19 protein-coding genes are annotated in these 23,460 nt (G+C 70.4%); 10 read left to right on the plus strand and 9 right to left on the minus strand.

Annotation, left to right across the window (positions count from 1 at the left end; all coding sequences use genetic code 11):
- Nucleotides 1–230: 230 nt before the first annotated feature.
- From ACWCSU_RS19770 to ACWCSU_RS19785, 4 genes are all read left to right on the plus strand, one after another.
- Nucleotides 231–695, plus strand: coding sequence for a hypothetical protein (locus ACWCSU_RS19770; RefSeq protein WP_357700254.1), 465 nt, complete (start codon nucleotides 231–233; stop codon nucleotides 693–695).
- A complete protein-coding gene (locus tag ACWCSU_RS19775; RefSeq protein WP_449936539.1) occupies nucleotides 692–3,400 on the plus strand; it encodes a tetratricopeptide repeat protein in 2,709 nt (902 codons plus the stop codon). Before ACWCSU_RS19770 ends, ACWCSU_RS19775 begins: the two co-directional genes overlap by 4 nt.
- Before the next feature lie 557 nt (nucleotides 3,401–3,957).
- A complete protein-coding gene (locus ACWCSU_RS19780) occupies nucleotides 3,958–5,013 on the plus strand; it encodes an FAD-dependent monooxygenase (protein WP_449936541.1) in 1,056 nt (351 codons plus the stop codon).
- Nucleotides 5,014–5,434: 421 nt separating this feature from the next.
- A complete protein-coding gene (locus ACWCSU_RS19785; protein WP_449936543.1) occupies nucleotides 5,435–8,620 on the plus strand; it encodes an AfsR/SARP family transcriptional regulator in 3,186 nt (1,061 codons plus the stop codon).
- A 6-nt stretch (nucleotides 8,621–8,626) separates the two neighbouring features.
- On the opposite strand, the gene ACWCSU_RS19790 is transcribed toward ACWCSU_RS19785, so the two are convergent.
- The 4 genes from ACWCSU_RS19790 to ACWCSU_RS19805 form a co-directional block, all read right to left on the minus strand.
- A complete protein-coding gene (locus ACWCSU_RS19790; RefSeq protein WP_449936545.1) occupies nucleotides 8,627–9,616 on the minus strand; it encodes a hypothetical protein in 990 nt (329 codons plus the stop codon).
- A complete protein-coding gene (locus ACWCSU_RS19795; protein ID WP_364098955.1) occupies nucleotides 9,616–11,010 on the minus strand; it encodes a phenylacetate--CoA ligase family protein in 1,395 nt (464 codons plus the stop codon). Before ACWCSU_RS19795 ends, ACWCSU_RS19790 begins: the two co-directional genes overlap by 1 nt.
- A gap of 267 nt (nucleotides 11,011–11,277) precedes the next feature.
- A complete protein-coding gene (locus tag ACWCSU_RS19800; RefSeq protein ID WP_449936548.1) occupies nucleotides 11,278–11,436 on the minus strand; it encodes a hypothetical protein in 159 nt (52 codons plus the stop codon).
- Between the two features lie 90 nt (nucleotides 11,437–11,526).
- Nucleotides 11,527–12,069 carry a dihydrofolate reductase family protein gene (locus ACWCSU_RS19805; protein ID WP_449936551.1) on the minus strand — a complete coding sequence of 181 codons (543 nt, stop codon included), beginning with the start codon at nucleotides 12,067–12,069 and terminating at the stop codon, nucleotides 11,527–11,529.
- A 139-nt stretch (nucleotides 12,070–12,208) separates the two neighbouring features.
- On the opposite strand from ACWCSU_RS19805, the gene ACWCSU_RS19810 reads away from it, so the two are divergent.
- The gene (locus ACWCSU_RS19810) at nucleotides 12,209–12,799 is read left to right on the plus strand and encodes a TetR/AcrR family transcriptional regulator (protein ID WP_357700272.1); all 591 of its coding nucleotides are present in this window, start codon (nucleotides 12,209–12,211) and stop codon (nucleotides 12,797–12,799) included.
- Between the two features lie 165 nt (nucleotides 12,800–12,964).
- On the opposite strand, the gene ACWCSU_RS19815 is transcribed toward ACWCSU_RS19810, so the two are convergent.
- Nucleotides 12,965–13,477 (minus strand): GNAT family N-acetyltransferase, encoded by a 513-nt coding sequence (locus tag ACWCSU_RS19815; RefSeq protein ID WP_357700274.1) that lies wholly within the window; start codon nucleotides 13,475–13,477, stop codon nucleotides 12,965–12,967.
- Nucleotides 13,478–13,608: 131 nt separating this feature from the next.
- On the opposite strand from ACWCSU_RS19815, the gene ACWCSU_RS19820 reads away from it, so the two are divergent.
- A complete protein-coding gene (locus ACWCSU_RS19820) occupies nucleotides 13,609–14,394 on the plus strand; it encodes a phytanoyl-CoA dioxygenase family protein (RefSeq protein ID WP_357700276.1) in 786 nt (261 codons plus the stop codon).
- A 61-nt stretch (nucleotides 14,395–14,455) separates the two neighbouring features.
- A complete protein-coding gene (locus ACWCSU_RS19825) occupies nucleotides 14,456–15,322 on the plus strand; it encodes a GyrI-like domain-containing protein (RefSeq protein WP_449936553.1) in 867 nt (288 codons plus the stop codon).
- Nucleotides 15,323–15,547: 225 nt separating this feature from the next.
- On the opposite strand, the gene ACWCSU_RS19830 is transcribed toward ACWCSU_RS19825, so the two are convergent.
- The 4 genes from ACWCSU_RS19830 to ACWCSU_RS19845 form a co-directional block, all read right to left on the minus strand.
- A complete protein-coding gene (locus ACWCSU_RS19830; RefSeq protein WP_449936554.1) occupies nucleotides 15,548–15,955 on the minus strand; it encodes a hypothetical protein in 408 nt (135 codons plus the stop codon).
- Between the two features lie 274 nt (nucleotides 15,956–16,229).
- Nucleotides 16,230–17,159, minus strand: a complete 930-nt coding sequence (locus tag ACWCSU_RS19835) for a carbohydrate binding domain-containing protein (RefSeq protein ID WP_449936557.1) — start codon at nucleotides 17,157–17,159, stop codon at nucleotides 16,230–16,232.
- A gap of 71 nt (nucleotides 17,160–17,230) precedes the next feature.
- On the minus strand, nucleotides 17,231–18,154 hold the full coding sequence (locus tag ACWCSU_RS19840; protein ID WP_449936560.1) for a Gfo/Idh/MocA family oxidoreductase: 924 nt from the start codon (nucleotides 18,152–18,154) through the stop codon (nucleotides 17,231–17,233).
- Between the two features lie 272 nt (nucleotides 18,155–18,426).
- A complete protein-coding gene (locus ACWCSU_RS19845; protein WP_449936562.1) occupies nucleotides 18,427–19,152 on the minus strand; it encodes a GNAT family N-acetyltransferase in 726 nt (241 codons plus the stop codon).
- Nucleotides 19,153–19,308: 156 nt separating this feature from the next.
- On the opposite strand from ACWCSU_RS19845, the gene lanL reads away from it, so the two are divergent.
- The 3 genes from lanL (at nucleotide 19,309) to ACWCSU_RS19860 (ending at nucleotide 23,376) form a co-directional block, all read left to right on the plus strand.
- Nucleotides 19,309–21,999 (plus strand): class IV lanthionine synthetase LanL, encoded by a 2,691-nt coding sequence (lanL, locus tag ACWCSU_RS19850; RefSeq protein ID WP_449936565.1) that lies wholly within the window; start codon nucleotides 19,309–19,311, stop codon nucleotides 21,997–21,999.
- A gap of 4 nt (nucleotides 22,000–22,003) precedes the next feature.
- Nucleotides 22,004–22,129, plus strand: coding sequence for an ALQxL family class IV lanthipeptide (locus ACWCSU_RS19855; RefSeq protein WP_357700292.1), 126 nt, complete (start codon nucleotides 22,004–22,006; stop codon nucleotides 22,127–22,129).
- Between the two features lie 263 nt (nucleotides 22,130–22,392).
- Nucleotides 22,393–23,376: a helix-turn-helix transcriptional regulator gene (locus tag ACWCSU_RS19860; protein WP_364098923.1), complete on the plus strand. Its 984-nt coding sequence runs from the start codon at nucleotides 22,393–22,395 to the stop codon at nucleotides 23,374–23,376.
- Nucleotides 23,377–23,460 lie beyond the last annotated feature (84 nt).

The raw sequence follows: 23,460 nt of genomic DNA on the forward strand, positions 1-23,460 counted from the left end.
GGTGACCCCCGTACGCTTGTCGAAGGCCGTTGGTGGACTGGTCGACGATGCCGAGCGCGTTCTGCCGAGCGGGCCCTGGGGGGTGGGAACATCCGACGAGCCGCAAAGTAGCTGTCCGCGATGGCGGTGACTGTGTGCTCGCAGAAGACCGATTCGCAGAAGCTGGGGAGGGCCGGTAACGCCTTCGCCACTTCTGGTCCACTACCGCCAGTTCGGTGCACCCTGGAAACATGACGAAGACGTCGCCCGAGGCGGGACATGCGCCGGGTTCGCGGTTATGGCGAGTCGTGGCGATCGCCGCAGTCGTGGTGCTGGCAGTCTGCCTGGCGGCCGGGGTGCTGTGGTTCTTCGCCGATCCGCTGCACTTACCCGACCAGGTGCTGCAGGTACTGGATCAGCGGGCCGGCGTGGTCGGCATGTTCACCGGCATGGCGCTGGGGGCGGCCGCCCTGGGGGTCGCCGTGGTGGCGTTGCGGGCGCAATTGCGCGCCGAGCACGCCCCGGCACAGGCCGAGCAGCAGACCAGCCCGCCCACAGTGTCGGCCTCGGGCGAGCGGGTGGTCGCCCTTGACGGCGACAACTCCGGCATCATCTCCACCGGTGACGGCGCGCGGAACGTGCAGATGCGGGCCGAGGCCTCCGGGCAGGGCCGCGTGTACCAGGCAGGTGGCGACCAGACCATCAACGAACGATGACCACCCCACCAGACGATCCCCAAGAGCTGCTGGGCATCCAGATGGACGGCGCCGCTCGTGAGCACGGCCGGGTGTACCAAGCAGCTCACAACCAGATCATCAACCACAGCGAGCACCACCACTATCCACCTGCGCCGGAGCCGGGCCAGATCGTCGAGGGCGACATCCCGCAATGTCCGCCCGGCTTCCAGCCACGCGAGCAACTGCTGCAGCGCGTGGCCGGCCTGCTCGGCGATCCCGCGCCCGGCCAGAGCGGTCAGGTGGCCGGCGGGGCAGCGGTGATCTGCGCGATGGCCGGAACCCCCGGGGTGGGCAAGACGATGCTGGCCGCCTCCTACGCCTGGGCCTGCCAGGCCGCGCGCTGGCCAGTCATCGCCTGGATCGCCGCCGAGACCACCGACCAGCTCCTGACCGGCCTGGCCGCCCTGGCCGAACGGCTCGGCGAACGCAAGGCCGACGACGACGCCACGGCCGCCGCCGAACGAGCCAAGAACTGGCTGGCCGCCACCGCCCGGCCGGCACTGCTGGTGTTCGACAACGCCACCGACGCCGCGGCGGTGCGCCGCTGGTGCCCGGCCACCGGCGCCACCCGCGTGCTCATCACCACCCGCAACCGCGCCTTCCTGCGCCTGTTCCAACCCGTTGAGGTCGAAGTCTTCACCACCGCCCAAGCCCACGCCTTTCTGCGCCGGCGCACCGGCCTCGAGGACGCCGACGATGTCGCCCAACTGGCCGGCGAGCTGGGATGCCTGCCCCTGGCGCTGGCCCAGGCCGCCTCCGTGATCACCCGGCTGGGCCTCAGCTACAGCGACTACCTGAACCTATTGCGTGGCTTCCCAGTCACCGAGTATCTGCCCGCCCAGCACGGCGACGCCTACCCGGCCGGCACCGCCGAGGCGATCCTGCTGTCGGTCACCCAGGCCGAGACCGCACTACCCCAGGCCCACGACCTGCTGGAGATGCTCTCGGTGCTGTCCCCGGCCGGCGTCCCCCTGGAGGTCCTGCAAGCCTGGAGCACCCCCGACGGCGAGCCGCTACAGCTACGAACCCTGCTGGCCGACCTGGCCGATACCTCGCTGATCGCCTTCAGCGAGGACCATTCCGCCATCTTGATGCACCGCCTGGTCCAGCGCGTCCTACGCGACCGCGCCGCCCACCATGGTGACTTCGACGCCATTCTGAGTCGGGCCACCGACCTGCTGCACGCCTTCAAAACCACCCTGCCCGACGGCGTCCACACCTGGGCTGCACGCGGCGCCGTCGAAGTATTCATCGAACAGACCGATGCTCTCTATCGGCATGCCCACCTCAGGGAGGGTCCTTCTAGCGACCTTTTGGAGCTTTTTAGTTGGTGTGGCCACTACCTGTACGCACTGGCCGACCTCACTCGTGCGGTCGCCCTGCGGGAGGTGGCGGTTGTCGATCACGAGCGGGTGCTGGGCGCCGACCACCCCTCAACCCTGACCTCCCGCAACAACCTCGCCCACGCCTACCGAACGGCGGGGAACCTGGGCCAGGCCATCCCCTTGTACGAGGCCACACTCGCCGACCGGGAACGGGTACTGGGCGCCGACCACCCCTCAACCCTGACCTCCCGCAACAACCTCGCCTACACCTACCAGGCGGCGGGGAACCTGGGCCGGGCCATCTCCTTGTACGAGGCCACCCTCGCCGACCGGGAACGGGTACTGGGCGCCGACCACCCCTCAACCCTGACCTCCCGCAACAACCTCGCCCACGCCTACCGAACGGCGGGGAACCTGGGCCAGGCCATCCCCTTGTACGAGGCCACACTCGCCGACCGGGAACGGGTACTGGGCGCCGACCACCCTTCAACCCTGACCTCCCGCAACAACCTCGCCCAGGCCTACCAGGCAGCGGGCGACCTGCGCCAGGCCATCCGCTTGCACGAGGCCACACTCGCCGACCGGGAACGGGTGCTGGGCGCCGACCACCCCTCAACCCTGACCTCCCGCAACAACCTCGCCCACGCCTATCGAACGGTGGGGGACCTGGGCCAGGCCATCCCCTTGTACGAGGCCACCCTCGCCGACCGGGAACGGGTACTGGGTACCGACCATCCCGACACGCAGGGCTCCCGCAACAACCTCGCCCACGCCTACCGAGCGGCGGGCGACCTGGGCCAGGCCATCCGCTTGTACGAGGCCACACTCGCCCACCGGGAACGGGTGCTGGGTACCGACCATCCCGACACGCTGGGCTCCCGCAACAACCTCGCCTACACCTACCAGGCGGCGGGGGACCTGGACCGGGCCGTCCCCTTGCATGAGGCCACACTTGCCGACCGGGAACGGGTGCTGGGCGCCGACCACCCTTCAACCCTGACCTCCCGCAACAACCTCGCCGCCGCCTACCAGGCGGCGGGGGACCTGGAGCGGGCCCTCCCGTTGTACAAGCAGACGCTGGCCGAGCGTGAGCGGGTGCTGGGCGGCGACCACCCCGACACGCTGGCGTCCCGCAACAACCTCGCCGCCGCCTACCGAACCGCGGGGGACTTGGGCCGGGCCATCCCCCTGCTGGAGGCCGCCTTCGCCAACTGCGAGCGGGTGCTGGGCGCCGACCACCCTACGACTCGCATTGTCCGAGAGAACATTGAGACGGTGAACGCCGACAGCATGCGCCACGGTGCCCGCGGATGGAGGCGGCTGTTCCGGAGGCGGGGCCGCGCCACTGGCGAATCTTGAAGGAGCTGGATCCTTCAGATGACGATCGTTTTTTACAGACCGGCCATGCGGCCATCAGAAGGCACTGGGAGCCTTCGACAACTCGTTCAACAACTCCGGCGGTTCAACAACCCTTGGACACTGTTTGTTGACCGAATTGCCGACGTGGTCGACGCCCTGCAGCTCTGCGCCTGCCGATGATCTCATCCACGCTGGTCAAGCGGCATGTGAGTATGTGTGGAGGACGCCGCCGAGCCGGTCTCTTAGGCGTACGTCGAGGTTGGCGGTCGTTTCAAAGCAGTAGCGGTCGAGGAGTTCAGGGCGGCAGTGCTGCACCCATCGCTCGGATCAGGAAGCGTGTCCGGCAGCCCGCCGGCTCGGGTTCGGCGTGGCGTAGCGCGTGCGGTGGCGCACTGTGTGCGTATAACTACTCTGTGCCGAACGAAGTGCAGAAGGTGATTTGTGTCGGTGGCGGACCCGCCGGCCTGTATTTCGCGATCCAGATGAAGCTGCGCGATCCTTCGTGTGACATATCCGTTTTCGAGCGCGATCCGGCGGGTTCGACGTACGGCTGGGGCGTGACGTACTGGGGAAGCCTGCTCGACCGGCTTCACGAGAGCGATCCCGAGTCGGCCCGCGCCATCGGCGAGGCGTCCGTACGGTGGCAGGACGGGATCGCCCTCGTCGGCGGCCGCACCACCACGCACCGCGGCGACGAGGGCTTCGGCATCGGCCGCCACCGGCTGCTCGGCATCCTGGCCGACCGGGCGATCGCACTCGGCGTGCGGGTGGAGTTCGAGCGCGAGATCCTCGGCGAGGTCCCGGACGCTGACCTGGTGGTGGCCGCCGACGGGGTGAACAGCCCGCTGCGCGGCCGCCACGACTTCGGCACCGAGGTCGCCACGGGGGGCAACACCTACATCTGGCTCGGGACCACCAAGGTCTTCGACGCCTTCACCTTCGCCTTCGTGGAGACCGAGCACGGCTGGATCTGGTGCTACGGCTACCGCTTCGACGACGAGCGCAGCACCTGTGTGATCGAGTGCGCGCCCGCCACGTGGCGCGGGCTCGGGCTCGACCGCGCCGACGAGGCGGGCAACCTGGAGCTGCTGGAAAAGCTGTTCGTCGACGTGCTCGACGGGCATCGGCTCGTCGGGCGCGGGCAGGGCGTCGCGCAGTGGCTGCGCTTCCAGACCGTGACGAACCGCTCCTGGCACTGCGGCAACCTCGTCCTGCTCGGCGACGCCGCGCACACCACGCACTACTCGATCGGCGCCGGGACCACGCTCGCGATCGAGGACGCCATCGCGCTGGCCGGCGCGATCGGGCGTCACCCCGCCCTGGCGCCCGCGCTCGCGGCCTACGCGCGGGAGCGCAAGGCCGCGTTGTTGCCGGTCCAGAGCGCCGCCCGCTACAGCGCGCGGTTCTACGAGGATCTGCCGCGCTACCTGCGCCTGGAGCCCGCGCAGATGTTCGCGCTGCTCGGCCAGCGGCACTCGCCGCTGTTGTCGTACATGCCGCCGCTGCTGTACTACCGGCTCGACCGGGCGGTGAGCCGGCTGGAGGCGGCGCGCAAGTTCAAGCGCTGGGCCGGGCACCGGATCGCCGGGTCACTGCAGTCGTTGTCGCGCTGACGGGGTCAGCGCAGGTCGCGGACGAGGCGGCCGACGACGGAGTGGACCCTGCCGTCGTCGAACGAGTCCGAGCCGATCAGCAGGGTCACAGCCATCACCGGTGGCAAGGCCACGAGTGCTGCCGGCGGCTCCCTTGGTGTCGATGCGCAGCGTTCGGCTCTCTCGTCGCTCATGGCACGCCGATGCGCCGGCTGATCGAATCCGGCGCCCTGCGCGGAGACCGCTGATCGGCCTGCGCGACCCGGGCTCCGCACCGGGCACCGGCCCCCCAGAACCCGTTCCCCGGGGCCGATCACGGCTGTCGGCGCCCGACACCGGCCATCGCTGACTGTCCGGCTTGCCGCGTTTGTCAAATGGGCGTCACCAGAGGTGTACTGCCTTCCGGAAAGCTGATCATCCGATCACGCACGAGGGAGGACCGGTGGACTTCGCGATCCTCGGCACCATTCGCCTCAATGGTCCCGGCGGCCGGATCCGTCTCAGCCGCAAGCAGCGGGCCGTGATCGGGGTCCTGCTGCTCCACCCGAACGCGACCGTTTCCACCGAACGCCTGATCGGCGCCCTCTGGGACGACCCGCCCCGCTCGGCGCTGTCCAACGTCCAGACCTACGTCCATCAGCTCCGCCGCTCCCTGGAGGGCAGCGGCCTGTGGCTGGGGACCGAGGGGTCGGGGTACGCCTGCGAGGTCCCGCCGGAGCGTCTGGACCTGCTGGTGTTCGAGGAGGGCGTACGCCGGGCGCGCAGGGAACGGGCGAACGGCGACCTGGTGGCGGCCGAGCGCGAGTACGCGGCCGCGGTCGCGTTGTGGCGCGGAACCCCGGCCGAGGACGTACCGCTCAGCGGGGCCGTGGCGCTGCGGATCACCGAGCTGGAGGAGCAGCTGGCGGTGGCCAGATCGGAGTGGATCGACGTACGGCTCGCGCTCGGCCACGACGGCCTCGCCGCCGAACTGCGTACCCTTGTCGCCGCCCACCCGCTGCGTGAGCGGTTGCGAGAGCAGCTCGTGGTCGCCCTGCACCGCAGCGGGCGGCGGGACGAGGCCCTCGACGCCTTCCGCGAGGCGCGTGAGCTGCTGGTGGCCGAGCTGGGCATCGAGCCGGGCCCGGAACTGCGCCGCCTGCACGCCGCGCTGCTCTCCGGCGACGCCGACCGCCGTTCGCCGCTGCTCCCCGGCGAGACGGATCACCACTCGCCACCGGCCGGAGAGGCCGGGCGCCACTCGCCGCCACCGGCAGGAGAGGGCGGTCGTCATTCGCCGCCGCCGGCCGCGGACGCCGACCGGCACGGCATGCCGCCTTCCGCGGACGTCGAAGCGGGCGAGCGGCCGATGGCGTTCCGGGGGCTGTGCCAGTTACCCGGCGACACCGCGGACTTCGTCGGGCGTGAGGGAGAGGTCGCCGAGCTGCTGAGGCTGCTGCGGGCGGGCGCGGATCGGCTCGGTCCGCCCATCGTGGTCGTGTCCGGTCTGCCCGGCGTGGGCAAGACCACGCTCGCCGTACGACTGGCGCACCTGTTGCGAGCCGACTATCCCGACGGGCAGCTCTTCGTCCGGCTCGGACGGGACGCGCGCGGCCCCCGGGAGCCCGGCGAGCTGCTGGACGTGCTGCTGCGCTCGCTCGGCCTCGACGGCGCGCTCATCCCCGTCCCGGTCGAGGAACGCGCGGGACTGCTGCGTCAGCGGCTGGCCGACCGGGCGGTGCTCCTCGTGCTGGACGACGCCGTCGAGGAGGACCAGCTCCGCCACCTGCTGCCGGGCACCGCACGCGGCGCCGTCCTGGTGACCTCCCGCTCTCCGCTGCCCGCCCTGGAAGGTGCCGTGCGGCTCACGCTCGACGTCCCTGACGAGAAGGACGCCAGGCTCCTGCTGGAACGCGTGGCGGGCCCGGACCGCATCGGTTCGGCGCCCGGCGCGGCCGAGCAGATCCTGCGTTCCTGCGGCCGGTTGCCGCTGGCCATCCGGGTCGCGGGAGCCCGCCTGGCCACCCGGCCGGTCTGGCCGGTCAGCGAGTTCGCCACCCGGCTGGCCGGACGGGGCCTGGACGAGCTGGTCGTCGGCGGGCTGGACGTGCGCGCGACGTTCGAGCCGAGCTACGCGGCGCTGCCGGACCCGGCCAGGCGCGCGTTCCGGCTGCTGGGCCTGGCCGGGCTGGACAGCGTGGCGGAGTGGTCGGTCGCGGCCCTCCTCAGACGACCCGCCCCGGAGACGGACGCGGCGCCCGCCGGACCGCCTGGCTCGGACGGGGATGCGGACAAGCTGGGGGCGGCCGCGCTGGAGGCGGATGCGGCGCTGGAGACGCTGGTCGCGCGGGGCATGCTCACCTCGACCGAGGTGGACGGGGCCGGACAGCCCCGCTACCGGCTGCACGACCTGCTGCGGGTGTACGCGCGGGAACGGGCGCAGGCGGAGGAGACCCCCGAGGGGCGGCGTGCGGTGCTCACCTGGCACGTGCTGGAATGCCTGCGGCGTACCCGGGCCGCCACGCGCCGCCTGCCGATCCTGCTGGCCCCGCCGTACGAGCGCGAGCCGGAGGAGGGACCGGCGCCCGACGTACGGGTGAGCGAGATGTGGCTGGCGGCCGAGCGGCGTACGCTGATGCTCGCCCTCAGCACCGCCGCCGAGCTGGGCCTGAACGACGCGGCGGCCGAGCTGGGGCACCACCTCACCAGCTATTTGATCATGGATCGGTTCCTGGCCGACGCCGAGCGGGTCCAGCAGATCGTGATCGGGCTGGGCGATGGGCGCGCCGCGCTGCGGGCCCGGCTGCTGCTGGCCACGGTGGAGATCGAATGGGGTCGGTTCCTTTCGGCCGAGACCATGTGCGGCGTGCTTCTGGCGGAGTTCGGCCGCGCCGGCGATAGGCATGGAGCGGCGTACGCGCTGATCGTCAGGGCCGCCGCGCGGCACGGCATGGGCCATCTGGACGAGGCGCTGGCCGACGCGTACGCCTGCCTCGACCTGATGGCGGCTCACGGCGACGCCGCCGGGCTGGCGTACGCGTGGACCTGGCCTGTCTGGATCCACGTCGAGCGCGGTGAGCACGGCCGGGCCGTGGAGATCGCCAGAGCGCGGCTGGAGGTGACCGAGAAGGACGACTACGCCATCCGCGGCAACCTGCTGCGCGGCCTCGGCACCGCCCTCTACCAGCGGGGCGAGACGGCGGAGGCCGTCGTCCGCTACCGGGAGGGCCTGCTGGCGGCGCAGGCGCTCGGCGATCGCGCCGAGACGAGCAAGGCGCTGCGCCGGCTGGGGGAGGCACTGGGTGCGCTGGGCCGCTTCGACGAGGCGGCCGAGACACTGGCGGCGAGCCTGCGGCTGTTCGTGGAAAGCGGCGACACCCTGGGCGAGGCACTGGCCGGGCACGCGCTCGGCGTCGTGCACCTGCGCCAGGGCGAGCCCCGCCGGGCGGTGGCGGACCTGCGGGCCGCGCTGGAACGGCTCGGCGGCGACGGGCCTCCGGTGTGGCGGGCCCGCGCTCTCAGAGAGCTGGGCCGGGCCTACGCCCTGCTGGGGCGGCACGAGGAGTCGGCGGCGGCGTGGCGCGGCTCCCTCGCCCTGTTCGGCGACGCGGCGGAGGGACGGGAGGTGGCCGCGTTCCTGGCGCCCTGACCGACGCTATTCGCCGAGCCGCCACACGACCGGCACGCCCTGCGTTCCCGCCAGCCTGGCCTCCTTGCGCGCCAGCCCCGGCGTGGCGCCCTCGGCGACCAGCACGCCCTCGGGTGACAGGGCGGCCCACATCCCGGCGGGCGCGTCGGCCGCCTCCAGCGCCCGGTTCACCTCCAGCGCCCGGTTCACCTCCGGCCGGGCCGGGGCGGGCGTCCGGCGGGCCCGCCACCGCCGCCAGTACAGCCACTGCACGACGATCAGCGGCCCGAGCACGGTCAGCAGCGGCAGCAGCCGGCCATGGGACAGGACGAAGGCGATGGACAGAGCCAGCAGAACGGCCTCCAGGCCGGCGGCACACCAAGCGGCCGCCTTCCCGTACGCCCGTAGCGCCACCACCGGCCAGATCGACAACATCAGGCAGTCGCCGAGCCCGATGAGGGCGGGATCGTCGCCAAAGGAGGAGGCCAGCACCGGCGCGAACGGCAGCCCCTGCATCCGCTGGACGAAGTCGGCGGTGAGCGACGTCAGCCCGGTGGCCAGCGTGTCGTACAGGGTGAGGGCGGCGGCCAGGGCGGCCACCTGCGCGGGCGTGATCGCCGCCTGCACCCACATGTTCACCACGCCGACGACGAGCAGGATCAGCAGCGCGTCGTTGATCACAAGGAGCGCGGCCGGCCGTCCCAGCGCGAAGGCGGTGACGTCGGCGGCGCACAGGAGCAGGGCGGCGATCATGCCCCACCGGCCGCCCAGCACGGGGGCGAGGGTGAGCTGGGTCAACGTCAGGACCACGAGCCCGAAGATCGACACGACGACGCCCGTGGGCAGGTGCAGGTACGCGAACGGCATCACGACCAGCGTCACCACCATGACCGCGATGTCCGCGCCCACCATCCGGCCGACCGGCGGTCTGGGCATGACGTAACGGCGCAGGTACGCGGCGGTGAGCGCGACGGCCAGAGCGACCAGGGCGTACAGGGCGAGCACGTACGGGGTCATCACAGTCCTCGCTCGAAGCTGATCTCCAGCAGGTCCGTGCGCAGCCGGCAGGGCGTGGGCAGGTCCTCGGCGGTCTCGACCAGGACGATGCCGGTCAGAGGCAGCCCGTGGGCGCGCTCCTCCAGGCGGCCGAGCAGGCCCTGCTCGGCCTTGCCCGCGACGACGTACAGGATGGTGCCCTCCAGGGCGTACCGGGTGGGCAGCGGCAGCGCGTGCTCGGCCTGCAGCAGGTCCAGCACGTCACGCGTGGTCAGCCCGCCGGGCGACCTGCGGCCGAGCACCCGCGAGGTGGCGGGCAGGGCGGCGAGGGCGCACGTCGGGGGCTCGGCCAGAACCTGGACGAGGTCGCCGGTGACGTACCTGAGCAGAAGCGTGGTGTCGCGAAACGTGGAGTACGGCGTCACGACGATCGTGCCGACCTCGCCGGGAGCGGCGGGGGCCAGGGTCTCGGGGTCGAGTATCTCGACCAGGCCCTGGTCGGCGGACAGGTGCAGATGACCGTCGGGGCAGACGCGGCCGGACACCGGGGCGATCTCGGTCATGCCGTACCCGTCGCGGACCTCGGCCCCGAACGCGTGCTCCGCCCGCTCGCGCAGCGCGTCGGTGAGGACCTCGCCGCCGGACCAGATGGTGGTCAGCGCGAAGTCGGCGGCCCGCCAGCCGCCCCGCTCGGCCTCCTGCACGAGCGCCGCGAGGTGGGAGGCCGGCACGTTGAGGTGAGACATCTGCGCGCGCTTGCCCGGAACGTGCAGCGGAGTGGCCAGCCGGTCGAGCGTGGCGGCCGGGTCGATGGTGCCCAGGTGGGCGAACACGGCCCCGGTACGGGTGACGGCCCGTTCGGTGAGGATCTGCGCGACGGACCGCGAACTGCTCGCGTTGGCCCACACGTCGTCCGTGCGCACGTTCCCGGACATCATGAGCGAGAGCGCCGACAGGCACGACAGCAGCTCGATCTCGTAGGCGGAGAACCACACGAGCGTGGGCGTGCCCGTCGTGCCCGTCGTGTGCGCGAGCACGGATGGCCTGGCCAGGTCGGAGACGAAGGCCGCCGGCCTGCCGCGCAGGTCGGCCTTGGAGGTGGGGGCGATCGAGGACAGGGTTTGCGGGGTGATGGAGGCCGGGTCCACGCCGTGCTCCGCGAACCACCGCCGGTAGTAAGGGCTCTCCGCCGCCGCGTGGGCCACCGTGCGCCGCAGCCGCCGCCGGGTGAGGTCCTCCTGGAGCTCGGGGTCGTTGCCCGCGATCAGGTCGTCGGCGCCCTCGCCGGGCGAGCCGAACGTCTCCAGCGTCTCGCGCATGTCGTCGACCAGCGTGTAGACGTCCCGCAGCCGGAACCTGCGCCCCGACATCATCGACCAGGCGTAGCCGAGCTGGCGTACCGCGGTGCCGAACACGCCGCTTTCCTCCCGTCGTGGTGTCCCCCGGGAGAGGGCTCCCGGGGGATCCCTCGCTGTTCGTCAGACCTGCAGCCCGAAGATGGCGCTGGACAGGGTGCTGACGGCGTACTTCGCGTAACGACGGGCGGTCTTGACCATGACGAACTCCCAGTTCTTCAGGGGGCGCACCGATCGCGCCCTCTGCGATCAAGAGTGCGAGCCGCTGCCAGAGATCCCCTACACAGTCGCTACAAAGTCATTACAAACAGCTGGTGGCGGGCCCCGTCACCCGCCGGTGAGCCGATGCCGGGTCTCGCGGCAGTCGCCGGCGGCCCAGATCCCGACGGCCAGGCGCCCGTCCGGCTTGGGCCGCAAACCGCCGGTCGGGCCGCCCGGCAGCTTGGTGAGGTCGGGGTTCAGCCAAGATGATGGCGAAACCCGCATGGGATGTGAACGGGCTCCGGGGCGGCGGGGCTCGGACAAGTGGCGAGGGCTCGTGGCGGACCCGATGGCTCGGAGGACCTGCAACTCGGGCTAACGGAGGACTCGGTAGCGAAGATGAGCCTCACTCGCGAAGGCTGATGTGCCGAGGCGCTCAAGCTCGATGTGCCGCCCAAGGCCGGCGAACAGCGAGATGCCGTCGCCGAGCAGGACCGGCGCAACGTCCAGGTGGAGCTCGTCGACGAGACCGAGCCGCAGGCACTGTCGTGAGATGGTTCCTCCGAGCAGGCTGACCCAGCCGTCCCCGGCCGCTTGCGTGGCCAGTCTGACGGCCTCGTTGATGTCGTCGACGACGAAGTTGTACGTGATGCCGTCGCGCTCGATCGGCTCATGGGCGCTGTGGGTCATCAGGTAGACCGGGACCTTCAGCATGCCGCCGTACGGGATCTCGCCGTCCTCGATGGTCTGGGTCTTGTTCGCGCCGCCGACCACCGCGCCGATCCGGCTCATCACTGTCCCGACGACGGCGTCGTCCTCGGGAGCGGAGGGTCGGCCGAACATCCAGTCGACCCCGCCGTCCTCCCTTGCCATGAACCCGTCAAGAGTGATGGTCGCGTGGACGATCACGGTGGCCATAAGCCGCTCCCTTCTCCGAGAGGTGAGTCGATCGACTCGCCTCTATGACCGTAATCGTGTGCGTAATGGTGAGTCAAGGAACTCGCCTCGATGAGATACTGAACGGATGACACGTGGACGCTCCTCGTACCACCGTGCGGTGGCCGCGACCAATCGCGAGGCGATCCTCGGCGCCGCCGCGCAGCTCTTCCTGGAGTTCGGGTACGACCGCACGCCACTGGCACGTGTCGCCGAGCAGGCAGGGGTGTCCAAGGCGACGCTCTTCAAGCAGTTCCCGACCAAGGCCGAGCTCTTCGAGGCAACGGTGCTCGCGGCAGGCGGATCGCCGGCGCCGGAACCTGTCGAGATCCCGACCGGCGACCTCTACGCGGGCTTGGTGGTGCTGGGTCGCGCGTATTCGGAACTGTTGACTCGTCCTCGCATGGTCGCCCTGATGCGAACCGTGATCGCCGAATCGCACCACTTCCCCGAACTGCGCGAGCGGACCTTCGACTTCGGCACGCTGCCTGTGCTGCAGGCGCTGGGACGCTATCTGCGGGAGGCGCACTCCGCAGGCAGCGCCGACATCGATGATCCGGATCTGGCATCCGCACAGTTCCTCGGCATGATCGCGTCCGCGATCTTCTGGCCGCGCCTCACGCACGGTACGTGGTCGATCACCAAGGAAGAGCAGTCGCGAGCGGTCGACGAAGCAGCCCGAACGATCGCCGCGCGCTTCGCAACTCCCTGACGTGATCATCCGCCTCCGGGGCGGTGCCCAACCTCAGGCGGACAGCCTCCTCGCCAGGCACCGCGCCACGCTGGAGCAAAGTGCCTGGCAACTCCCAACCGTCGCGTCCCGTCGAGGCCTTCGGCGGTGGCCACCCGCGTGAGCTGGTGGCTGACGCCCGCGTCTCTATCGCGGGTCGAGTACGCGCGTCATCCAGATCGAATCACCGTGTTCGGCGTCCTCGTCGATGCGGTCGCTTCGGTGGAAGCCGAGTTTCTCAAGGACGCGGAACGAGGGTGTGTTCCACTCCCGCACAGTGGCCCAGAGGCGGTGACGCCCTGTTCGAATCGCGGCTTCCAAGACCGCACGGGCGGCTTCTGTCGCATAACCATGGCCGTGAGCTCGTTGTGCCAGCTCGTACGCGATCTCAGGTTCGTCGAACGTTCCCTGGCCGACGGTCAATCCGCAATACCCGATGAACTCACCGGTGTCGCGCAGCTCCATGGCCAGCAACCCGAGCCCGGGAGCCGCCGTCAGCGGATTGTCAACGAGCCAGCTGCGGACGTCCTCGACCGTCGGCCGTCCCTCGGCGTCGATCCGGCGGGCCGCCGGCACTCGCGGGTCCCGCTCGAACCACAACCCGCGGAACTGTTCTGCGTCCGACGGCACCCACCGTCGCAACCGCAGCCGCTCGGTCATCAACTCTGCCGGTAGATCCTCATATGTCCTCATCCGGCCAACCTAACCCAGTGCTGGTGACCCTCGGACCCGACAGAAGCGGTAGCGAGAATGTCGGGAGATCCGGGCCGGTGACGTCGCACGATGGGGGCATGGACGACACGACCTTGACATCCCGTTTCCTCCGCGACGGCTTCGTGAAGCTGGAGGGTGCCGTCGCGCCGCGCGTGGCCGCAGACTGTGCGCGGCTGCTGTGGCGGGAGACGGGCTGCGACCCGGACGACCCGTCCACGTGGACGCAGCCCGTGCACTGGGTGGCCGGTATGGCACAGGGACCGTTCGCGGCCGCACCCAATTCCCCGGCCCTGCATCATGCGTACGACCTGCTCGTCGGCGCGGGACGCTGGGAGCCGCGCTACTCACTGGGCACGTTCCCGCTGCGCTTCCCCCACGAGGAGGAGCCGAACGACGCGGGCTGGCACATCGAGGGGAGCTATCTGCCGGAGGGCGAGAGCTGGTACTTCACGAATCTGCGCTCCCAGGGGCGGGCGCTGTTGATGCTCTTCCTGTTCAGCGAAGTCGGTGAGGAGGACGCCCCGACCCGGATCCGGGTCGGCTCACACCTCGACGTGCCGAAGGTGCTGGAGAAGTACGGGGAGGACGGGGCGAGCGGGCTGACCCTCGCACCCGATCTGGTGGCGGCGTCCGACCACCGGCCGCTCGCCCTCGCCACCGGGTCCCCGGGCGACGTTTTCCTGTGCCACCCGTTCCTGGTGCACGCCGCACAGCCGCACCATGGGGTGCGGCCGCGCTTCATGGCCCAGCCGCCGCTCCTGCCGGCCGCGCCGTACGAACTGGATCGCGCCGACGGCGCGTACTCACTGGTGGAGATTGCGATCCGCCAGGGGCTGGGACGGGACGGGGGCGGCGCTGGATAGAGGTGCCTGACGACTATCGTCGGCAGGGCGGCCGTGCAGAGGCTGCGGAAGGAGGGCACGCATGCTGGAGCGGCTGAACCAGGCCATGGAGCACATCGAGGGCCATCTCGACCAGGCCCTCGACGTGGAGGAGCTGGCACGCGTCGCGGCCACCTCGGAGCAGCACCTGCGCCGGATGTTCTCCGCGCTGGCGGGCATGCCGCTCGCGGAGTACGTCCGGCGCCGCCGGCTCACCCTGGCGGGCGCCGAAGTACTCGCGGGGCGTGAAACGCTGCTGGATATCGCGGTGCGCTACGGCTACGGCTCCGGTGAGGCGTTCGCGCGGGCGTTTCGTGCCATGCACGGCATCGGGCCAGGCGAGGCCCGGCGTACCGGCGCCGCGCTCACCTCCCAGTCCCGAATGGCCTTCCGCCTCACCATCGAAGGGAGCAGCAGCATGCGGTACCGCGTCGTGGACAGGGCGGACTTCACCGTCGTCGGGTTCAAGGCCCGGGTACCGCTGGTGCACGCGGGCCCGAACCAGGCGATCATCGACTTCGTCCGGAGGATCGATCCACAGGCTCTGGGACGCCTGGAGAAGCTGTCGGACCAGGAACCGTACGGCATCGTCGCGGTGTGCGACGACATGGAACCCGGCCGCGCCGAGGGTGATGAGCTCGACTACCATCACGGCGTGATCACCTCCGCCGCCGCTCCGGAAGGCACGACCACGCTGGCCGTCCCGGCCGGCACCTGGGCGGTCTTCACCACCTCCGGGCCCGCGCCACGGGCCATCCAGGAGCTGTGGCGGGACGTGTTCACCGAGTGGTTCCCGTCGAACCCGTACCGCACCCGCACCGGCCCCGAGATCCTCCGCATCCAGCTGTCGCCGGACAAGACGGAGGCCGACGCCGAACTGTGGCTCCCGGTGGAGCCCGAGCACCGCTGAACACGGCGACCTACCCCCGGGGTGGACGTCCGGGGCTGACCCTCGCGATGGCATCCCCCGGACACGAATGCTGGGTCAGGGCCGTAGGAAGCGATGGAGTGCACGTGAGGCGGCCATTCGGCCGGTCCCGGCCGCCGCCCGGAAGGCAGCCGTTCCCGGCGGAACGGGGTCGCCAGATGCCTGGTCAGTGCCCGTTCCTGGCTCTGGGGCCGGCTCCAGACCCGGTTAGGCCTCCTCGCATGCGATCTCGGGCGGGCAGCTGACCTTCGCGCCGCCGAACCTGACCCGGGTACCGCCAGGCACGCTCAGCCGGTAGTCGGCGCCGCAGTCGCCGCCCCCGCATTCGTAGTCGATGGTCATGCGGTGCTCGCTCCACGACTCGGTGTGGCGCTTGGGGCCGGTCCAGCGCAGCCTGCGGTCGACCACGACCTCGCCCGCCGGCCCGGTGACCACGGTGATCATCACCGGGCCGCTGGAGTCGACCTCCAGCTCGTCCCCGGTCAGTCGGTACGTGCCGCGGGTGGTCTCCGAAGCGGGCACCATCGGCTCGCGGCCGTTGCTGTGGATCAGCATCGCGCCCCCGGCGATCGCGACAGCAGCCAGCAGGGCGGTGGCTGCGAGGATCTTCTTCATGCCTCAAAGGTAGGAACTCGCGGCCCCGGCGAACGATGGTGCTGCTTTCCCACTTGACGGTGGTGCTGGCCCCACCCTCGAACAGGGGTGCCGGATGATGGCCGACGCGGAGCCCACCGCCCTGACACCCGAGACGCCCCGGCCGCCGTTCTCCTTCCGCAGTTCGAGGTCCGCGCTGACTCCAACGGCGGCGCCGGCGGGTCCGCCACCACCGGGCTCGCCGGCGGCGGGGGGCGGCGGCAGCGGCGGCGGCAGCACCGTTGCGCCCGACGTTCTAGTCGGTGAGCAGGATGTCGTCCAGGCACAGCGTGTACGGCGCGTCAGCGCCGCCCACCTGGAACAACACCTGGGCCTCCCGGTCGGAGACCTTGGCGGTGTTCTGGTAGGTGTAGGTCCGGGAGCCGGTGCCGACCTCGGGGTAGCCGTCCACGATCGCGGTGTGCGTCTCGCCGCTGCCCTGGACCAGTGACCTGATCTTCACCGTCCGCGTCGCCGACGCCTTGAAGCTCAGCCGGTACGTCTTCCCGGCCTCCACGCCGATGCCGCTCTGCCCGACCATCGCGGCCCACACGTTGTCACCACCCGCGGGGACGTGGGCGCACAACCGCCCGCCCGTCGCCTCGATCGGGGTGTTCTTGGACGCCCACCAACCCTTGACCCCGTTGTCCAGCGAGCCGTTCACGACGCTCTGGTGCACGGGCACGAGAGAGACATTGTCCAGGCACAACGTGTAGGGCGCGTCAGCGCCGCCCACCTGGAACAACACCTGGGCCTCCGTGTCCGACCCCTTGGCCGTGGCCGCGTAGGTGAACTTCTTCGGGCTGCCGCCGACCTCGGGGTAGCCGTCCACGATCGCGGCGCGCTTCTCGCCGCCGCCCTGGACCAGCGACCTGATCCTCGTCGTCCTCGTGGCGGTCGCCTCGAAGCTCAACTGGTAGGTCTGTCCGGACTGGACCGCGACGCCGCTCTGCCCGATCATCGCGGCCCACACGTTGTCACCACCCGCGGGGACCTGGGCGCACAACCGCCCGCCGGTCACCTTGATCGGGGTGTTTTTGGACGCCCACCAGCCCTTGACCCCGTTGTCCAGGGAGCCGTTCACCACGGCGTCGCCGGCGGGCGCGGCGGCGTACGCGGGAGTCGCCGCCGCGGCCATCGCCACGAAGGCGCCCACGGCGATGAGGCGCATTGATAGAGGATTCATGAAAAATGATCTTAGGAAGGACGTCACCATCGGCACAGAGCCAATTCGTGGTCACGCAGTTGGGCCAACCTTCACGAGTGGACCTGCGTGCGGTGGAGTGTGACGAAGGAGGCGAGAACGGCGGCGAGGCCGTCGGACGCGTTCACGGTGGAGTGCCGCAGCGGCGTGCCGGATTCGATGGAACGGGCGATCTCCTGGTACACGAGCCCGCGCAGGACCCGGACGGGCGGGATCTCCCGCATGGCCCTCGATCCCATGCGTTCGAAGAGCAGCGTGCTGCCGCTGACCGTGAGGCGCGCATCGGTGTCGAACAGGCTGAGCCGCTCAGACGGAACCGCGGAACAGGTCGTGCCGGCGAAGGCGAGCCGCGAGCCGTTGTGGAAGCTCACCAGGCCGATGGCCCGCCCTCCCGGATCGTCGTCGACCTGGATCCTCGTGTCGGCCGGCTCGCCGAGAAGCTGACAGGCCAGATCGAGGTACGGCGTGAGAATCCGGGCGAGTGCCCGTTTCTGCCGCGTCGGCCCCCAGCGGAACCACAACGGGTTGCGGAACTCCTCGAAGGGATGTGACCGGGAGACCTCGAGTGTCGCGCAGGTCGTCGCCGTCCAGGTCCAGGCTCGTACCTCGGCCGGCACCGCCATGCGGAACGGCATCATGACGCCGATCAGCGCTGTGTCACGCCGGGTCAGCTGCCGGAGCTGCGCCAGTTCCTGGGGGGAGGGGGCGGGTTCCTGCAGGAGTACCGCCTTGCCCGCCTCGGCCGCCTGCCGGACCAGGGCGACTCTCGCCTCCGTGTGGGTGCACAGGACGATGAGCCGGATGTCCGGGTCGAGCAGCAGGCTCTCCCATGTCGCGTCGGTGGGGGCACCGTCCGCGTCCACGACCGGGTCCCGGTTCAGCGCGTGGACGAGCTGGAAGCCCTCGTCGCGCAGCAGGTCGTCCACGGCCTGCTGATGGAGGGGACTGCCGCCGACGACGGCGGCCCTGATCGTCACGGCACGTCCGCCGTTTCGGACCGCCGGCTGATCGGATGTACGTTCGCGCCCTCGCGGAAGGGGGTCAGGCGAGTCATATCGCCCTCCAAGCTCTCATGACCTGACGCTCTGGTGGATGGGCCCCGCCGGAAGCGTGGCGGGATGTCCGGAGATCTTTACGAGCTGCCCAGTGTCATCTTGGATCCGCGTGGAGGCGAAGTCCACGGTCAGGAGTGGCGACGTCACGCCAAGGCAGATGGTCGCCTCGGCTCTCTTCCCGCGAACGGGTGGGTTCAGAGAAGGACCGTCATGGACGTCTCGGTGGTACGGAAGCCGATCCGCGGCCAGATGTGCCGCGCCGGGTTCGCCTGGCTGACCACGGCGGTGAGGGATTCCAGGCCGTCGGCCGCCGCCTTCTGTATGACGTGACGGAGGAGGGTCAGGCCCAGACCTCGGGGCGTGCCGGCAGGGTGGCGGAAGGCGTTGGCGACCCATGAGAGGCCGTCCCAGTCATTGACCACCACCCCCGCCACCACCCGATCCGTCAGGTCCACGGCGAGTGAGCTGCAGGGCAGGAGCGGGCCGATCAGCTCGCCCCGGAGAAGGGGAGCCAACTCCTCTCGCAGCACCTCTTCGTCGGTACGCGGAGAATGATCCGGATGTCCGGGCGGGAACGCGTTCCGCCAGGCGGGCAGCACCTCCTCCGGCGCACGATCGCAGGGCGTGAACCGGAATCCCTCCGGCGCCGTCGCGGGGGGCCAGGCCGCCGCTGCGCCGAGATCGCAGGAGATCACGTGCGCGTGCCGGATCAGGCGGGCACCGCGGGCCGTCAATTCCGCGCCGAAGTCCTCGGAGACCGTGACGTACCAGCCGCGCATTTTCGCGGCGACCGTCTCGGCCGGTCGCGGGCCGATGATCTCGACCTTGTGCGCCCACGGCCGGCCGTCCCGTTCGCCGTGCACGTAGCTGATTGCCGGAACACCCTGCTCATTCTCCAGAAAATGGCGCTCCTGCTGCATGCGAACATTTGTATCGCACCCCGGCGACATTGCTGAAGGCCGGACCGTTGTTTGCCGATGAACTGCCGCCATGGGCAGCTTGACGGCCCGCCGCGGCCAGTGCCTATGCTGGGCATTCCTTGGCGGCCGACCCTGGACAAAGGGAGTGGCGAGGCGATGCTGAACAGCGCGAACGGTGGCGACCTGACCGGCCGGTTGTCCGGCCCGCTGGCTGAGATCACCGCGCCGGAGCGCTGGAATATACGCGCGGAGTCATTCTGGTGTTATGTGGAACCGCCGGGGTTCAGTCGCCGGCTCCAGGGGTGGAAGATACACGTCTCGGCGACCACGCAATCGGCGCCGACGGTGCTGGAGAATGCGGCCGAAGTGCTGCTGCGCCGACGGGCCTGTTTCAAATTCGCCAAAGGCTTGGAACAGGTCGAAGAACTGACGTCCATGCGTTTTCCCCGGTCCGGCGGAGGAAAATTCATCACCGTCTATCCCGATGACGACGAACATTTCCGCGTACTCGTGGAGGAGTTGCACGGGGCCGTCGCGGGGCAGGCCGGGCCGGCCATCTTGTCCGACCGGCCCTACTGCCCGGGAAGCCTGGTCCACTACCGATACGGGGGATTCACGGACGCCCTGTCCAGGCTCGACGACGACGGGTCGTACGTGCCGGCGCTCGTGGCCCCCGACGGCACCTGGGCGGAGGACCGGCGTGAGGCCCGGTTCACGCCTCCGCCGTGGGCGCCGCCGCCGTTTCCCGGGATGACGTCGCCGCCGGCGCGAGACGGCGGGCCGGTGTTCATCGCCGACCGGTTCCAGGTGGACGAAGCGATCCGGCACTCCAACCGAGGCGGCGTCTACCGGGCCACGGATCGGCGGAGCGGGCACCGGGTGATCCTCAAGGAGGCTCGTCCGCACATCTCGGACGCGCACGCCCGGTTGCGGCACGAGGCGGACATGCTCGACCTCATGGAGCCACTCGGCGTCACGCCCCGCAAGGTGACGCTGTTCGAGTACCAGCACCACCTGTTCCTGGCGGAGGAGGAGATCCCCGGGCGGTCCCTGCGGAAATGGGTGGAACAGGAGTCACAGGGGACGGAGATCCGCCGCCCGCCACCGGCGGACGTGCGGGCCGTGGCCGCACGGCTGGTGGACCTGGTGGCGCTGGTCCACCGGAGCGGCCTGGTGCTCCGAGATCTCAGCCCGGGCAATGTCGTGGTCACTCCGGACGGCGCGTTGCGCCTGGTGGACGTGGAGTTCGTGACCCGGCAGGGGAGCCCGGCCACGCCGGTGATGACGCCCGGCTACACGGCGCCGGAGCAGATCGCGGCACGCGGCTCCTCGGCGGTCGCCTCGCGGACGGCCGATCTCTACAGCCTCGGCGCGTGCCTGCTGTACCTGTGCGCCCGGGTCGACCTGGTGCTCACGGCTGACGACGACCCCGTCCGGGTGGCGGACGAGCGCATGGAACTGCTGGTACGAACCGCCATGCACGGCAACGACCCCCTACGTCGCCTGGCACCTGTGATCCTCGGCCTGACGGCGGCGGAGCCGGGGGCGCGGTGGGGTCTCGACCGGGTGCGAGCCGCTCTGCGCGGCGACCGCGGCGCCGCGCCCGAGCCCATCGCGGCCCTCACCCCGGACGAGCAGGACGGTCTCCTGCGTGACCTGCTGGACCACACGGCGGAGCGGATGACGCCCGGCGGCGGACCTCTCTGGCCGCCCGTGCGGCACGAGAACCGTACGGGGGACGCCGCCGGTGTGCACGCCGGCGCCGGTGGCGTGATCATGGTGCTGGCGGGCGCGGTGCGCGTCTTCGACGACCAGAGACACCGGCACGCTCTGGCCACGGCGTCCGCATGGCTGTGCGCGGAGCTGGAGCGCGAGCCGCGCGTTCTTCCCGGGCTGTTCTTCGGCCGCTCGGGCAGCGCCTGGGCGTTGTACGAGGCGGCCCGCGTCCTCGGTGACGACGGCCTTGCCGAACGTGCCCTCGCCTATGCCAGGCGCATTCCGCTGCGGTGGTACATACCGGACTACACGCATGGCACGGCGGGTGCCGGAGTCGCGCAACTCGCGCTCTGGCAGGCCACGGGCGACCCCGAATTCCGGGCGCGAGCACAATTGTGCGGCGATCGGCTGATGGAGACCTGCGAACGCCGGGCGGACGAAGTCGTGTGGCCGATCCCCGAAGGCTTCGCGTCCAAGCTGGCCGGTCTCACGCACTACGGTTTCGCGCATGGCGTCGCGGGCATCGCGACGTTCCTGCTCTCGGCCGGCCATGCCCTCGGCCGGGCCGACTACGTCGAGATGGCCGAGACCTGCGGCACGGCGCTGTACGCCCGGGCCGAGCGGGTCGGCGAGGCCGTCCGGTGGCCGGTCGGCCCCAAAGACGCCACCCGGGCTGGGGCGCCGGAGCCGGACACCGCATGGTGGTGCAACGGCTCCGGCGGCATCGGCGCCTTCTTCGCCAGATTGTGGCGGACGACCGGCGACGCTCGTTTTCTCAGCATGGCGGAGATGGCCGCGACAGCGGTGCGGAACGAGCGATGGGTGCTCGGCCCCGATCACTGTCACGGCAACGCGGGGAACGGCGAGCTGCTGCTCGACCTGGCCGGCCTGCTGGGTGAGGAACGCTATCTCAGCTGGGCCGCCGAGCACGCGGCCCGTATCCACAGCGGGCACGTCCGCGCGAACGGACGGAAGATCATCCGCGCCACGGACGGGCGGGACCTGCCCTTCAGCTACAACCTGGGCCTGGGCGGGATCATCGGGTTCCTGCTGCGGCTGCGCCATGGTGGCCGCCGGTGGTTCATGCCCGATGAGTTCGCCCTGCATCCCCCGCACGCAGAAGGGAGGTGAGACCGTGTCCACCGATGTGGCCGCTCTTCAGGAGCTTCCCGCCGCGGAGAACGCCGAGGCGCAGGAGAGAACCGTCTGCTGCATGACCTGGACCGTACCGGGTTGCCAGACCTCGTTCGTCTCCACGTAGGAGTGGCGAGGCGGGCCGGCCGCCCGGTGCCGGTGCTTTTACGGTGCGGGGTGGCCGGCTGTGCTCAGGGCGTCGTGCCAGGGGCCGATCTTTACGACAATCATGAGGGCGGCGTCATATCTCGTGTCCGGGCGATCACGGACCGTCGTCCTTCTGGCGCACATTATAGCCAATTGCCGGGGAAATCTTGGGGGTTGTTCGTGCTTGTTCGATCAATAGAATGATGGGATCCCTGCGAGAATCGTCGTCGAAAGTTGTGCTGAATGCTGGTGTCACTCGGGCTGTATCCACTGGCGGAAAAGGTTTACCGGTTGCTCCTTCTACGTCAGGACTTAGACGTCGAGGCGATGGCGAGTGAGCTTTCCACAACTAATGATCAGGTCCGAACGGCGCTCGATCATCTGGCCGAGCTGGCATTACTCCTGCCCTCCTGGGAATCTCCCGGCAGCTTTCGGCCGGTCAGCCCGCAGGTGGGGTTGCAGGTGCTCCTCCAGCAACGCCAGGCCGAGCTGGCGCGTCAGCAGAACCAGATCGCCGAGGCCGAGTCCGCCATCGCGGCCATCGTCAGCGAATACTCCGACGCCCAACAGGACGGGCAACGTCCTGGAGCCGATTGGCTGCTCGGGATGGATGCCATCCAGGCCCGCATCGAGAGACTGTCGGCCGAGGCCGTCTGTGAAGTGGCCAGCATGATGCCCGGCGGGGCGCAGGACCCTCAGCTGATCGAGGCGGCCAAGTGCCTGGACAGGCAGGTCCGTGACCGGGGGGTGGACATTCGCACGATCGGGCTGGACAGCATGCGAAACGACGGCCCCACGCTGGCGTACGCGGAATGGCTGGTCGAGATGGGCGCGCAGGTCCGCACGGTGCCGACCCTGCCCATCCGGATGTTGATCTATGATCGCCGGGTCGCCTTTCTCCCGGTGGATGCGTCGAATACCCAGGTCGGGGCCGTGCAGGTGTCGGAGAGCGGGACCGTGGTCGCCGTCCTCGCGTTGTTCGACCAGATCTGGAACGCGGCGACGCCCATCGGGTCGCAACCGCACAAGGACGAGGCCGGGCTGCTGCCGCAGGAACGGCACCTGCTCAAGCTGCTGGCCGAAGGAATGACGGACGAGGCGGCCGGTCATCACCTCGGCCTGTCCCAGCGCACGGTGCGGCGCATGATGGCGGCGATCATGGAGCGGCTCGGCGCCCGTAGCCGTTTCGAAGCGGGGTTGCGCGCGGCGCGACAAGGCTGGCTCTGACCCGCCGCCTCAGCCTTCGGGGCGGCCGCGACGCGGTCTGGACGCGCCACCGGCAGGTGCGGGCCGCCGTCGCCGGGGAAGTTG

The sequence above is a fragment of the Nonomuraea sp. NPDC001699 genome, assembly GCF_053596455.1.

Coding starts and splice junctions, on each gene's coding strand:
- ACWCSU_RS19770 (WP_357700254.1), top strand. CDS start 231: ATGACGAAGACGTCGCCCGAGGCGGGACATGCGCCGGGTTCGCGGTTA.
- ACWCSU_RS19775 (WP_449936539.1), top strand. CDS start 692: ATGACCACCCCACCAGACGATCCCCAAGAGCTGCTGGGCATCCAGATG.
- ACWCSU_RS19790 (WP_449936545.1), bottom strand. CDS start 9,616: ATGACCCCGTACGTGCTCGCCCTGTACGCCCTGGTCGCTCTGGCCGTC.
- ACWCSU_RS19800 (WP_449936548.1), bottom strand. CDS start 11,436: ATGCGGGTTTCGCCATCATCTTGGCTGAACCCCGACCTCACCAAGCTG.
- ACWCSU_RS19805 (WP_449936551.1), bottom strand. CDS start 12,069: ATGGCCACCGTGATCGTCCACGCGACCATCACTCTTGACGGGTTCATG.
- ACWCSU_RS19815 (WP_357700274.1), bottom strand. CDS start 13,477: ATGACCGAGCGGCTGCGGTTGCGACGGTGGGTGCCGTCGGACGCAGAA.
- ACWCSU_RS19820 (WP_357700276.1), top strand. CDS start 13,609: ATGGACGACACGACCTTGACATCCCGTTTCCTCCGCGACGGCTTCGTG.
- ACWCSU_RS19825 (WP_449936553.1), top strand. CDS start 14,456: ATGCTGGAGCGGCTGAACCAGGCCATGGAGCACATCGAGGGCCATCTC.
- ACWCSU_RS19830 (WP_449936554.1), bottom strand. CDS start 15,955: ATGAAGAAGATCCTCGCAGCCACCGCCCTGCTGGCTGCTGTCGCGATC.
- ACWCSU_RS19835 (WP_449936557.1), bottom strand. CDS start 17,159: ATGAATCCTCTATCAATGCGCCTCATCGCCGTGGGCGCCTTCGTGGCG.
- ACWCSU_RS19845 (WP_449936562.1), bottom strand. CDS start 19,152: ATGCAGCAGGAGCGCCATTTTCTGGAGAATGAGCAGGGTGTTCCGGCA.
- lanL (WP_449936565.1), top strand. CDS start 19,309: ATGCTGAACAGCGCGAACGGTGGCGACCTGACCGGCCGGTTGTCCGGC.
- ACWCSU_RS19860 (WP_364098923.1), top strand. CDS start 22,393: ATGCTGGTGTCACTCGGGCTGTATCCACTGGCGGAAAAGGTTTACCGG.